General features: G+C 28.2%; 13 protein-coding genes. 5 read left to right on the top strand and 8 right to left on the bottom strand.

The annotated features are described in order from the left end of the window. Both pyrF and DAD81_RS02890 read left to right on the top strand, forming a co-directional pair. Nucleotides 1-822 (top strand): orotidine-5'-phosphate decarboxylase, encoded by an 822-nt coding sequence (gene pyrF, locus DAD81_RS02895; RefSeq protein ID WP_111706718.1) that lies wholly within the window; start codon nucleotides 1-3, stop codon nucleotides 820-822. Next, a complete protein-coding gene (locus DAD81_RS02890) occupies nucleotides 809-1615 on the top strand; it encodes an ABC transporter substrate-binding protein (protein WP_111706717.1) in 807 nt (268 codons plus the stop codon). Before pyrF ends, DAD81_RS02890 begins: the two co-directional genes overlap by 14 nt. 100 nt (nucleotides 1616-1715) lie before the next feature. Here DAD81_RS02890 and DAD81_RS02885 read toward each other — a convergent pair whose 3' ends face one another. From DAD81_RS02885 to DAD81_RS02880, 3 genes are all read right to left on the bottom strand, one after another. Continuing rightward, complete coding sequence (locus tag DAD81_RS02885; RefSeq protein WP_111706716.1) at nucleotides 1716-2426, bottom strand: DUF4197 domain-containing protein; 711 nt, start codon at nucleotides 2424-2426, stop codon at nucleotides 1716-1718. 8 nt (nucleotides 2427-2434) lie between these two features. Then, nucleotides 2435-2605, bottom strand: coding sequence for a DUF5522 domain-containing protein (locus tag DAD81_RS20670; RefSeq protein WP_157961063.1), 171 nt, complete (start codon nucleotides 2603-2605; stop codon nucleotides 2435-2437). Between the two features lie 66 nt (nucleotides 2606-2671). Beyond that, the gene (locus tag DAD81_RS02880; RefSeq protein ID WP_111706715.1) at nucleotides 2672-3205 is read right to left on the bottom strand and encodes a DUF4136 domain-containing protein; all 534 of its coding nucleotides are present in this window, start codon (nucleotides 3203-3205) and stop codon (nucleotides 2672-2674) included. A 171-nt stretch (nucleotides 3206-3376) separates the two neighbouring features. Here DAD81_RS02880 and DAD81_RS20970 point away from each other — a divergent pair, with 171 nt between their 5' ends. Next, on the top strand, nucleotides 3377-3703 hold the full coding sequence (locus tag DAD81_RS20970) for a hypothetical protein (protein ID WP_111706714.1): 327 nt from the start codon (nucleotides 3377-3379) through the stop codon (nucleotides 3701-3703). A gap of 31 nt (nucleotides 3704-3734) precedes the next feature. On the opposite strand, the gene purU is transcribed toward DAD81_RS20970, so the two are convergent. Then, the gene (gene purU, locus DAD81_RS02870) at nucleotides 3735-4589 is read right to left on the bottom strand and encodes a formyltetrahydrofolate deformylase (protein ID WP_111706713.1); all 855 of its coding nucleotides are present in this window, start codon (nucleotides 4587-4589) and stop codon (nucleotides 3735-3737) included. 144 nt (nucleotides 4590-4733) lie between these two features. On the opposite strand from purU, the gene DAD81_RS02865 reads away from it, so the two are divergent. After that, nucleotides 4734-8174, top strand: a complete 3441-nt coding sequence (locus DAD81_RS02865; protein ID WP_111706712.1) for a methylmalonyl-CoA mutase family protein — start codon at nucleotides 4734-4736, stop codon at nucleotides 8172-8174. 177 nt (nucleotides 8175-8351) lie between these two features. Further along, nucleotides 8352-8894, top strand: coding sequence for a sigma-70 family RNA polymerase sigma factor (locus DAD81_RS02860; RefSeq protein WP_111706711.1), 543 nt, complete (start codon nucleotides 8352-8354; stop codon nucleotides 8892-8894). A 30-nt stretch (nucleotides 8895-8924) separates the two neighbouring features. On the opposite strand, the gene DAD81_RS02855 is transcribed toward DAD81_RS02860, so the two are convergent. The 4 genes from DAD81_RS02855 to recQ form a co-directional block, all read right to left on the bottom strand. Further along, nucleotides 8925-10163 (bottom strand): PAS domain-containing sensor histidine kinase, encoded by a 1239-nt coding sequence (locus DAD81_RS02855; RefSeq protein ID WP_111706710.1) that lies wholly within the window; start codon nucleotides 10161-10163, stop codon nucleotides 8925-8927. A 70-nt stretch (nucleotides 10164-10233) separates the two neighbouring features. Then, nucleotides 10234-10632: a hypothetical protein gene (locus tag DAD81_RS02850; RefSeq protein ID WP_111706709.1), complete on the bottom strand. Its 399-nt coding sequence runs from the start codon at nucleotides 10630-10632 to the stop codon at nucleotides 10234-10236. Nucleotides 10633-10892: 260 nt separating this feature from the next. Next, entirely contained in the window at nucleotides 10893-11513 is a 621-nt protein-coding gene (locus tag DAD81_RS02845) for a YqaA family protein (RefSeq protein WP_111706708.1), read from the bottom strand. 123 nt (nucleotides 11514-11636) lie between these two features. Continuing rightward, complete coding sequence (recQ, locus tag DAD81_RS02840; protein WP_111706707.1) at nucleotides 11637-13760, bottom strand: DNA helicase RecQ; 2124 nt, start codon at nucleotides 13758-13760, stop codon at nucleotides 11637-11639. Nucleotides 13761-13879 lie beyond the last annotated feature (119 nt).

Below are 13879 nucleotides of genomic sequence, written 5' to 3'. Positions count from 1 at the left end.
ATGAACAAACAAGAACTTATAGCTCAAATTCAGAAAAAAAAATCGTTTTTATGCATTGGTTTAGATGTTGATTTAACCAAAATCCCAACGTATTTACTTTCTGAAGAAGATCCAATTTTTGAATTCAACAAACAAATAATTGATGCAACACATCACTTAGCCGTTGCTTACAAACCAAATACTGCTTTTTATGAAGCTTATGGTATTAAAGGTTGGCAATCTTTAGAAAAAACCATCAATTATATAAACTCAAATTATCCTGAAGTTTTTACAATAGCCGATGCAAAACGTGGAGATATTGGAAATACTTCAACCATGTATGCAAAAGCATTTTTTGAAGATTTAAATTTTGATTCCGTAACGGTTGCCCCTTATATGGGAAGTGATTCAGTTGAACCATTTTTAGCTTTTAAGAACAAAACTACTATTTTATTAGCATTAACATCTAATAAAGGAGGCTTGGATTTTCAAGGTTTAAAAACCGAAAAACAAGAAATATATAAAGAGGTTTTAGAAACAGCTCTTACTTGGAAAAATTCTGAAAATTTAATGTTTGTAGTTGGAGCCACTAAAGCTGAATATTTTAAAGACATCAGAAAAATAGTTCCAAATCACTTTTTATTAGTTCCCGGTATTGGTGCTCAAGGTGGTAATTTTCAAGATGTTTGTAAATATGGGTTAAATAAAGATTGTGGTTTGTTAATTAATTCTTCAAGAGGAATTATTTATGCAGGAAAAGATGAAAATTTTGCAAAAAAAGCACAAGAAGAAGCACTGAAGTTACAACAAGAAATGGCACATATTTTAAATGAAAACAATTAAAGATCAAATAGGACGAGAAATTGTATTAAAATCAATTCCTAAAAGAATAGTTTCACTAGTTCCCTCACAAACAGAATTATTATGTGATTTAGCATTAGAAAATGAAATAGTAGGAATCACTAATTTTTGTGTTCACCCGTTTCATTTAAAATCTACAAAACCAATAGTTGGAGGAACAAAGAAAGTAGATTATGAAAAAATAAAGGAATTAAAACCCGATTTTATTTTATGTAATAAGGAAGAAAATTCTTATGAAATGCTTCCTGAATTAGAAAAAATTGCACCTACTTATTTTTCTGATGTAAATACTATAAATGATTCAATAGATTTAATATTACACTTAGGCTCTTTTTTAAACAGAAGAACTGAAAGCGATAACCTTGCTCATAAAATAGAATATAAATTAGCTGATTTTAAACAATTTATAATGGACAAACCCTCAAGAAGGGTTGCTTATTTTATATGGGCTGAACCTTGGATGGTTGCAGGAAACGATACTTATATTAATGAGATGTTAAAACTAAATAAATTTGAAAACATTTATGATCACATGAGTCGCTACCCAAAAATTGTAATCAACAATATTAGACATGATGGTGATCCTGAAGTACTTATTTTCTCTTCTGAACCTTATAAATTTGAAGACAAGCATGCTATGGAAATTGGCTCTTTTACAAACCGTTCTATAACTGTTTTTGCAGATGGTGAAATGTTCAGTTGGCCAGGTGCAAGAATGCTTTTAGCCTTTGATTATTTTAAAGAGTTACATAAAAAACTAGAAAGTCATTTTTAAATAAAAATCACTTTCTTATTCAGATTCAAGAATAATAAATAAAAAAAGCCTTTCAATTTAAATTTAAACTGAAAGGCTTTTTTATTGTATTTAAACTATTTTATTTGTCTTGCAAGGCAAAAACTTTCTTTAATAAATCAGAACTTCTTTCACTTACTTTAGTTCTAATCTTAAGTTCTTCAACTTCAACCATTGTAAAAACCCCTTTTAACGCTTCACTTGTAACATATTCTGTTAAGTCTGAATTTACATTGTTTGTTAAAGGTAATGTATTATATTTTGTAATTAAATTACTCCAAATTTCATCTGCTCCAACTTTTTGGAAAGAGTTTTGAATAATAGGTCTAAATTTAGCTGTTAAAGCTTGTGTTGTTGATGTTTTTAAATAATTTGTTGCTGCATTTTTATCACCTAATAGTATATCCTTTGCATCATTAAATGACATTCCTTTTATGGCATCTACAAAAATTGGAATAGCTTCACCAACAGCATCTTCAGCTGCTCTATTTAAAACTTTCAATCCTTCATCTGCTAATTTAGATAACCCTATTTTTCGTAAAGTATTATCTACCTTTTGTAATTCTGCTGGCAATAAAATCTTAGTTAAATTATTTTTATAAAAACCATCTTTAATTGCTAATTTAGAAACTTGTTTGGTAATTCCAACATTCAATGCTTCTTTAAGCCCACTTCCTATTTGATCATTTGTAATTACACCTCCAGTGGTAGGTAATTGATTTATTACTTGTTGTAATTCTGAACAAGCTGTAAATTGAAAAATTGCAACTATTAAAATTATTCTTTTTATCATTATTTTTTTTATTTTTTAAATGAATCTGTTTTTTTATCGTATTCAAACGGACAATGTTTACATCCGTTTTTGCAGCAATATCCCCTTTTTAAATGATATTGTTCTGTAAAAACTCGAAAACCTTGTTCGTTTACATAAAAATCTCCTTCTGTTGGAGAAATTGGTTGTGTAAATTCCATAGCGCAAAAATAGCATAAAAAAAAGCGTTCTTAATTATAAGAACGCTTTTTTAATTATCTAACTTATTATTTTTTTTCTGGAGGATATTCCGAAATAATTTCAAAAACAAACTCCTTAATTCTTTCTTCTTTTTTAGCAACATTACGTGATGTATTTAAAAAACCACTTCCAATTCCTTGCCAAGCTAACTCTTTCTTTTCGGCATCAATCAAATCAATAAACAAAGTACCTTCAGTATATTTAGAAATCTGCATTCCAAAATTTGGCCCATAGTACCAAGGATGCCATCCCATATAAAACTGATTGTTATTATATATATCTACTTTTTGTCTTGCTTTCGTAAAAATATTAACTAATAAATCTGGATTATCAGACTTTGTAAATCCTTTTGCTAACATTTCATTTTCAATAGCTTTCAATATTCTTCTTTTATCTAGGTCCGAAATTTCAGCCTTGTCAATTCCTTTTTTATAAAAAGCAAATGTTTTATATTTTGAAAAATCAGTTTTAGTATCATAATCAGAAGTAACATTTACTGTACCACAAGAAGAAGCTACTAAAAAAAGTAATATTAACGGTAATATTTTTATCGCTTTCATTTCTATATATTTTTAAATTAATCAACCCTTAATCTCAAAATAATTCAATTCAAGATTCATCAAATAAACATCAATAACCATACCAAAAAACTGATAATTAATCCATTCAAAACTTATAACTTTTGAATATTTGATTAAAATGGAATAAAATTTGATTTACATAATAATGTTATGATAATAATATCCAAATACATTGTACCAAAAAATTATATAGGCCTTACAATTTATCCTTTCATCTTCCTGAAAAATAAGAAACTCATAAATAATCAGTTTTTATTAAATCATGAAAATATTCATTTACAACAACAAAAAGAATTATTGTGGATTTTCTTCTTTATATGGTATGGTAGTGAATATTTAATTCTCTTAATTCAATATAAAAATCATAATAAAGCTTATAAAAATATAAGTTTTGAGAAGGAAGCTTACAAAAATGAGGAAAATTTAAATTACCTTTTAAATAGAAAAAACTTTAATTTTATCAACTATTTTAAATAATAAAAAACTTAACCTACCTTAATATTTAACTCTAGTTAAATACAACGGTTTTATTATTATACACCATAACTTTGCGTTTTGTATGCAGTTTTAAAGCTCTAGACAAAACTATTTTCTCTAAATCTCTACCTTTTAAAATAAAATCATTTATTGTATTTGAATGAGAAACACGAGTAATATCCTGCTCAATAATTGGTCCTTCATCTAAATCTTCTGTAACATAATGACTTGTTGCTCCAATAATTTTCACACCCCTTTTATATGCTGAATGATAAGGTTTTGCCCCGGGGAAAGCTGGTAAAAATGAATGATGAATATTAATTATTTGATCTGGATATTCAGCAATTAAATTAGCTGAAATAATTTGCATATAACGAGCTAGAACAATAAAATTTATATTGTTTTCCTTTAACAATTTTAATTGAGCTGCTTCCGCTTCTTGCTTAGTGTCCTTTGTTACTTTAATACAGTGAAACGGGATATCAAAAGATTTTGCAATATACTCTAGATCTGGGTGATTACTTATTATTAATGGAATCTCAACGTCTAGTTCATTTGAATTGTATCTACTTAAAATATCATACAAACAATGTTCATATTTAGATACAAAAATAGCCATTTTAGGTTTTAAGTCTGAATCGTGTAACTGCCAATTCATTTCAAATTTCTTACCAATTACTTCAGCAAAAATATTTTTGAATACCTTTAAAGAAAATACTTCTTTAGAGAACTCACATTCTAAACGCATAAAAAACATGTTCTCTTCCCTAGCAACATACTGATCTATATATACAATATTACCATTTTGTTGATGAATAAAATTGGTTACAGAACCTATGATACCTTTTCTATCGTTACAATTTATTAGAATGGTTATTCTTTTCATTTCCCTATAAAATTAGGCATCAAAAATACTCAAAAAATGAATGTGAATTTATTATAATTTAAATCTTTATCTATTTATTATTAAATATGAAATATTTTTAAAATATTCATAAATTGCATTACCAATACTAGCTAAAATTACAGAATGAACAAAATTAAACCATATAAACCCAAAAATAAAATACGAATTGTTACTGCAGCCTCACTTTTTGATGGGCATGATGCATCAATTAACGTAATGAGACGTATTATTCAGGCAACAGGAGTTGAAGTAATCCATCTGGGTCACGACAGAAGTGTTGAAGAAGTTGTAAACTGCGCTATTGAAGAAGGAGCAAATGCAATTGCACTAACATCCTACCAAGGAGGTCATAACGAGTATTTTAAATATATGTATGATTTACTTAAGGAAAAAGAAGCTTCAAACATTAAAGTTTTTGGAGGAGGAGGCGGTGTAATTCTTCCTGAAGAAATTAAAGAATTAATGGATTACGGAATTACTCGTATTTATTCTCCAGATGATGGCAGAGAAATGGGCTTGCAAGGTATGATTAATGATATGGTTGAAAAAAGTGATTTTGCAACCGGTGAGTTTATTGATTTTAATATTGAAGAGTTAGCAAATAAAAACTCCCATCAAATAGCAAAAACAATCTCGGGAGCTGAAAATTTTTCAGAAAAACATATTAATTTTATTTCTGAAATTAGAAAACGATCAAAACAATCTAAAATTCCTGTTTTAGGAATTACAGGAACTGGTGGTTCAGGGAAATCATCTACAGTTGATGAGATTGTTAGACGTTTTTTAATTGATTTCCCTAAAAAAACAATAGCAATTGTTTCTGTTGATCCTTCAAAAAGAAAAACTGGAGGAGCACTATTAGGTGATAGAATTAGAATGAATTCTATTAAAAACGAACGTGTTTATATGCGTTCTTTGGCTACCAGACAAGCAAATTTAGCGCTATCAAAACATGTAAATGATGCCGTTGATATTTTAAAAGTTGCTGGTTTTGATTTGGTTATTTTAGAGACCTCTGGAATTGGGCAAAGTGATACAGAAATATTAGATCATTCTGATGTTTCTTTATATGTAATGACCCCAGAATATGGTGCTGCAACGCAATTAGAAAAAATTGACATGATTGATTTTGCCGATGTTATTGCTTTAAATAAATTTGACAAACGTGGTGCTTTAGATGCCTTGCGCGATGTTAAAAAGCAATACCAACGCAATCATAATTTATGGGAAAATGATGTTGAAACTATGCCCGTTTATGGAACTATTGCTTCGCAATTTAACGATCCAGGAACCAATGAAATATACACTGTTCTTATTAAAAAACTGAACGAAAAAACAGCAAGCAATTTTAAAAGTTCTTTTATATTAGATGATAAATTAAGTAAAAAACAATTTATTATTCCTCCTAACAGAACCCGTTACTTATCAGAAATTACTGAAAACAATAGAGCTTATAGCAAAGCAAGTATAGCACAAAAAGAAATTGCTCAAAAATTATATGGTATTTATAAAACAATTCTTTCTGTCTTTGCGAATGAAACAAAGCAATCTCTTATTATAACATCTGGATTAGATAATGATGAGATTCTGAAACAAGTTCAGAATGACGAAATTCCGTTTATAAAATTACTTTTAGCACAATTTGAAAAGGTTAAACTAAATTTAAATCCTCATAATTGGAATATTATTTTAAACTGGGAAGCTAAAAAACAATCGTATAAAAATGAATTGTATTCATATAAAGTACGAGATAAAGTTATAAATATTAAAACACATAGCGAATCACTTTCTCACACTCAAATTCCAAAAATAGCTTTACCAAAATATGAAGCCTGGGGAGATTTGTTATTATGGAATTTAGAAGAAAATGTTCCTGGAGAATTTCCATATACTTCTGGTCTTTTTCCTTTTAAAAGAACAGGTGAAGATCCAACAAGAATGTTTGCCGGTGAAGGTGGTCCAGAACGTACCAACAGAAGATTTCATTATGTAAGTTTAGGCTTACCTGCTAAACGATTATCAACAGCTTTTGACTCTGTAACATTATATGGAAACGACCCAAATATACGTCCAGATATTTATGGTAAAATAGGAAATGCAGGTGTTTCAATTTGCTGTTTAGATGATGCAAAAAAATTATATTCTGGTTTTGAATTAACAAATCCTACGACTTCTGTTTCAATGACAATTAACGGTCCAGCACCAATGATGCTAGGTTATTTTATGAATGCTGCCATTGACCAGGTATGTGAAAAATACATTATTGAAAATAATTTAGAAAAAGAAATTGAAGAAAAAATAGCTGCTATTTACAGTAAAAAAGGAGTTGAAAGACCTAAATACCAAGGAGATTTACCAGAAGGAAATAACGGTTTAGGACTGCTTTTATTAGGTATTACTGGAGATGAAGTTTTACCTTCAGAAATTTATAATAAAATAAAAAACGAAACTATTTCAAAAGTAAGAGGAACTGTACAAGCTGATATTTTAAAGGAAGATCAGGCTCAAAACACGTGTATTTTTTCTACTGAATTTGCATTGAGGTTAATGGGTGATGTTCAAGAATATTTTATTAAAAACAACATTCGAAATTTCTATTCTGTTTCCATTTCAGGATATCATATTGCGGAAGCTGGAGCAAATCCAATTTCACAATTAGCATTTACCTTAGCAAACGGTTTTACGTATGTAGAGTATTATCTTTCAAGAGGAATGGACATAAATAAATTTGGTCCAAACTTATCATTCTTTTTCTCTAACGGAATTGATGCAGAATATGCTGTAATTGGAAGAGTTGCTCGTAAAATTTGGGCAAAAGCCATGAAACATAAATATGGAGCAAACCCAAGAGCTCAAATGTTAAAATATCATATTCAAACATCTGGAAGAAGTTTACATGCGCAAGAAATAGATTTTAATGATATTAGAACAACACTGCAAGCTTTGTATGCAATTTACGACAACTGTAATAGTTTACACACCAATGCATATGATGAAGCAATTACAACGCCAACCGAAGAAAGCGTAAGAAGAGCAATGGCTATTCAACTAATTATTAATAAGGAGTTAGGGTTAACCAAAAATGAAAATCCAATTCAAGGATCATTTATTATTGAAGAACTAACAGATTTGGTTGAGGAAGCAATTTATGTTGAATTTGATAGAATTACAGATCGTGGAGGAGTTTTAGGCGCTATGGAAACTATGTACCAACGCAGTAAAATACAAGAAGAAAGTTTGTATTATGAAACTTTAAAACACAATGGTGCATTCCCAATTATTGGTGTAAATACTTTTTTAAGCAGTAAAGGTTCACCAACAATTTTACCTCAAGAAGTTATTAGAGCTACAGAAGAGGAAAAACAATATCAAATTGCTGTTGTTGAAAATTTAAACAAAGGAAATAAATCAAAAACAGCGAAACAACTTCAATTATTAAAAGAAAAATCTATTAATAATGAAAACATTTTTGAACAATTAATGGAAGCTTGTAAAGTTTGCTCTATTGGTCAAATTACAGAAGCTTTATTTGAAGTTGGAGGACAATACAGAAGGAATATGTAAAATATTTTATTTTAAATGCATCTTTTTAGTCTTTTCACAGTCTACTAAGTGAATTTAAAATTTAATATTATGAAAGATAAAAATGAATGCACTTGTAACTGTGATGGTTGCAAAACTGGAAACTGTGAAAACTGTACTTGCGATAATTGTAACTGTACAAATTGTAACTGTTAAAATATGACAACAAATCAAGTTTGGAATAAATATTCAACAGATTTAAAACAATTTATCATCAGCAAAGTAAAAGATACTACTATTGCTGATGATATTTTGCAGGATACTTTTATTAAAATTCACACAAATATTCATAGATTAAAAGATTTAGATAAGCTTAAACCTTGGGTTTTCTCAATAGCTAGAAATTCTATTATGGATTATTTTAAATCTAAAAATCTTGTTTTTGATTTACCTGAATTGGAAATAAATTATGAATTAGAAGAACAAGATCACTCCGAAAAAGATTGTTTAAGAGGTATTTTAAAAAACCTACCAAAAAAATATAGAGACCCTTTATTTTTATCGGATATAAAAGGGCTTAAACAACAGGAAGTTGCCGACTCGTTAAACTTACCCTTACCAACCGTAAAATCTCAAATACAACGCGCTCGTAAACTAATTGCGAAAGGTTTTATGGATTGCTGTGGTTATGTAATTAATGAAAAAGGTGTTTTACAAGGTGAATTAAGGGCTAAAAAAGATTGTACCGTTTGTAATTTATAAACTCATTGTTTTATAAAAAGGTTCATGAAATTATTTATTTAAGGTTACTATAAATTTACTTCCCTTCCCTAGTTCACTTTCAACTTTAATATTACCTCCTATCTTTTCAACAAATTCTTTACATAAAATAAGTCCTAACCCTGTACCTACTTCTCCATTTGTACCTTTTGTAGAAATTGTTTTATCTATTTTAAATAATGTGCTTAAACTATCTTTACTAATTCCAACTCCAGCATCTTCAACTATTATTTTAACTCCTTTATTAACTTTGTTTTCTATTACTTCTAAACAAACTATTTTTATTTCCCCTCCTATATATGAGAATTTTAAGGCATTAGAAAGTAAATTTCTTATTACTGTAGAAAGAATATATTTATCTGATTTAATAGTCAATTCTTCATTGCAAATTATGTTGAATTTTATCTTTTTATCTATTGTACTTTTAAAAGTTATATCCATTGCATTAGCTATAACACTATTTAAGTTAATAGATTCTTCATTAATTTGAATTTTATCTGAATGAGATCTAGACCACTCAAGAAGATCACTAAGTAGTAAAAACGATTTATTTGCAGAAGAGTGGATTATTTTAAGAAATTCCTTAACTTTTTCTAAATTAGAATTTTCAATATTTTCAATTGACAATTTACTAAAACCAATTATATTGCTTAATGGTGTTTTTAAATCATGACCAATAATCGAAAAAAAGCTATTTTTCATAGCATTTAACTCTTTGAGCTTTCTTTTACTTTTAATTAAAGAAGTTTCCGTTCTTTTTTGAAATGATATATCTGTTACTGAACAAAGCACTCCAATTGGACTATCCTTATCATCTTCATTATAAATTACAGTCTTAGCAACTTTTAACCATTTTAAACCTTCACCACCTAAAACTTCCCATTCTTCTTTTCCATGAATCCTTCCAGCCAATACTTCTTTATCTCCTTTAATATATTCCTCAGCTTCTTTTTTAGGAAAAAAATCATAATCTGTTTTACCTATAATTTCTTCTTTTTTTTTCCCTAAAAAGTCACAAAAAGATTTGTTTGCCTCAATATATACCGAGTTAATATCTTTTACTACATAAATATATGGTGTAGCCTCTAAAATATTTTTATAAAAATCGTTTTTATTTATATCCAATAAATGAGTATAATCTGCCTTAATAATTTGACTTTTGGATTCATTATTTTTGAGTTCACTAATTTCAGACTCTAATTCTAATATCCTATTTTCAAGATCATAAGATGTAGATTTTTTAACTACCATTATAAAAATATTTTTGACAAATATAATTATATTATTAAACCATCCAATAAATGAGCGATTTATAAAAAGCTTACAACATAGAATTCAAGTAAAGTCTATGCATTTTTCTAAGACTTTTTAATTCTTTTCTGAGTAAACGAACAAAATCTTTTCCTTGAATTTTAGAATCTTCTAATTTCACACAATTTATATACAACCTATCAATTATATATTGCAATGACATTGCATACTTTAATTTTAATACTGGGTTTTGTTGAATTTCAGCTTCAGCAACTTTTGGCACTAAACCTAAAGAATCCATTACTAAATTATCTGCATACCTATCCGATTTTAATTTAGAAATATGCATAGAATTAATATCTTTTTCATTTGTAACATACGCAGCAATACGTCTTGTCAAACGAAAAATATCAATAGATTTTTGATAAATCCTTGATTGTTTTAATCTATTTTCTGGTGATTCTGGCATTTTATAAATTAATCTAACTCAAATTTACTTCTAAAATTTAAAGCAAATACTATAATTTAATTTAAATTTTAATATTTGTTAACCAACAACACTTACAATTATAAAAATTGATGCTATAAAATTTAAACACTAAACTTTCTAAAAAAAATATAAACAACTAACAAATTAATAACTTGCTTGAAATTATAGAATTACAGGAAATGAAAATATAATATTATTAAAGACTATTTAAACCGATCGTTAAAGAAAGAAATCTTTGGTTAACTCACTAAATGAAATATAGCAACACCGTAAATAGCAAACCTAGCGAAACGCAATAATCCAAATAATAACACACCTTTTAAAGGATATTTAATCATACCACCTGCCATACAAGTTATAGAAAATGGAATTGGTAATAATGCGCCAACAGCAATTAAAAAACCACCCCATTTACTTGTGTTTTTTAAGTGTTTAGACAATTTTGTTTCAAAATAATTTTTAACAACTTCAATAGTTAAGATACTTTTACCAATAAAATAAGATACAACACCACCAATATATGAAAGTGAAGCCAGAATGCTTAAATTAACAATCGGATTTGAAGTTTTTTTAGTCCAAGCAATAAAAATTTCTGGCGGAATTAAACCTAATAAAGATTCTGACGCAAAAAATACTATTAAAATTTGAAGGTCTGTAAATACCGTAGTTATTTGTTGTAACCCTTCATTTATACTATAAACATATTTATTAAAAAGCACCAAACTAATTACTATAATTGTTGCTGGTAATAATGCTTTTTTTAAACTACTTCCTAAAAAAGAATAAAACCCAGTATATGAATAGTATTGATGTAACAATGCTATTTTTGATTTTCTTTGGGTCCTCACTCGATCTTTCATACTTACTTATTGATAATTTTAGCTGAATTGCAAAAATAACAATTATTTTTTTTAATGCTACAACAAAATAGCAATTGAGACTAGATTTACAACAATTTTAACATTAATCTAAAAAAAGGACTATTAATTCTCCTTATCAATAATAGTTAAGCCCAATCTAATTTTAAAATACTCTATTTCTGAATTCAAATGCTCGTAATAAGGTTTTAAGGCAGGTGGACTTTTCAATTCTTCTTTTGCTTTTCTTATTTTTTCAACTTCTTCTTTAGTTACAAAATCATAAATTTCAATATCTTTTCCTTCTGTATATAATAATGCTAAATGAGAAAAAATGGTTGTAGATTTTAAATTTCTTTTTTCGGCAATTTCATCAATATTTAAACCCTCCTTATATAGGTCATAAGTTACTTTATGCGTATCTTTCTTTTTTCTCGTTTTTATTTTCTCATTAGAAAACTTCACAATTTCGGCTATAAAATCTTCTCCATAAACTTCTAACTTTCGCTGTCCTACACCACTTATTTCTAAAAAATCAGATTCACTCATTGGTCTGGCTCTTTCCATTTCTTTTAAAGCAGCGTCGCTAAAAACTAAATATGCAGGAATATTTTCAGCAATGGCAATTTCCTGACGTAATTTTCTAAGTCTTTCAAACAATGAATCTTTCACCGCTTTTTTACTTTTAACTGTTTTAGCTGTTTTTTGAACAGCTGGCTGCTCAGTAACATCAATAGGCTGTGTTAAATTAACAGTTTCTTTTTCAAACAATACTTTTTTCGAAAAACTTGTTAATTGTAATGCGTTATTTTTATGAAAAGCTATTTCACAAAACCCTTGATTTGTAAGTTGAATTAAATATTGTTGCCAATCTCTCCAAGAAATATCACTTCCTACTCCGTGAGATTTTAATTTATCATAACCTTTTTCTAAAATTGTTGCATTGTGAGCTCCACGAAGTACATCTATAACAGTACCCATGGCTTCAGACTCCTTTAAACGAGTAATAACAGAAAGTGCTTTTTGAGCTATTATTGTTCCATTAAAAAACTGTGGTGGGTTTTTACAAACATCACAATTTCCACAATCTTCTGCCAGTAATTCCCCAAAATAACTTAACAATATTTTTCTTCGGCAAGTAGTAGCTTCAGAAAACTGTTTCATTCTGTCTAATTTTGCTGATTGAACTTCTTCATTTGAAGCTCCACTTATAAACTTCTTCAACTGAATTACATCTGCATAACTATGAAACAACAAAGCATTTGCCTTTAAACCATCTCTACCACATCTGCCTATTTCTTGATAATAGCCTTCAATATTTTTAGGCATATTATAATGAATTACCCACCTAACATTAGATTTATCAATTCCCATTCCAAAAGCTACAGTAGCACAAACAACTTTTGTTTTATCATATATAAAATCCTCTTGTGTTTGTGAACGTTCAGCAAAATTTAAACCTGCGTGATACGCCGCTGCATTAATTCCATTTTGCTTTAATTTATTAGCAGTTTGCTCAGTTCCCTTTCTACTTAAACAATAAATAATTCCAGATTCATTAGGCTGTTTTCTAATAAACTTAATTATTTGTGAAATTCTATCATTTGCCGTTCTAACTTCTAGCTCAATGTTTTTTCTATCAAAAGAAGAAATAAATTGTGTTGCCGCTGGTATTTTTAATTGCTCTACAATATCTGCTCTAGTTGCTTTATCTGCAGTTGCAGTTAATGCAATAATTGGTGTATTTGGTAAAGATTGTTTTAAAAAACCTAGTTGTTGATATGAAGGTCTAAAATCGTGTCCCCAAGATGAAATACAATGCGCTTCATCAATAGCAACTAAACTAATAAACTTTTCATTTAATATATTTTCTAGCAATTGCAAACTCTCTGGTGCAACATATAGCAGTTTTAATTGTTTGTTATAAATTTTCTCAAAAATTTCTTCTTGTTCAAAACTTTCCTGACTACTATTGTAAAAATCAGCTGCAATACCGTTAGCTTTTAAACCGTCAACCTGATCTTTCATTAAAGCAATTAATGGCGAAATAACCAAGGTTAAACCATCTAATAACAATGCGGGTAATTGAAAACAAATAGACTTCCCTCCTCCTGTTGGCATTATTACTAAATTATCCTTTTTTAAAAGTACCGATTCAACAATTTTTTCTTGTTGATCACGAAAACTATCATATCCAAAATAGGTTTTTAATGTGGGTATTAATTTTTCTTTTATTTCTAATGATAGCATTTAACAAATTTTTGACAAAAGTACGTTAATTAACAAATTAGAAAAAATTGAATTTCCAAGCGCATATCAATCCTTAATTTATATATACACCAATGATATGAAGATACATTTAACATATC

This window comes from Lutibacter citreus, from assembly GCF_003260195.1.
GTDB lineage: Bacteria > Bacteroidota > Bacteroidia > Flavobacteriales > Flavobacteriaceae > Lutibacter > Lutibacter citreus.
This window is presented reverse-complemented; position numbering and strand designations above follow the sequence as displayed.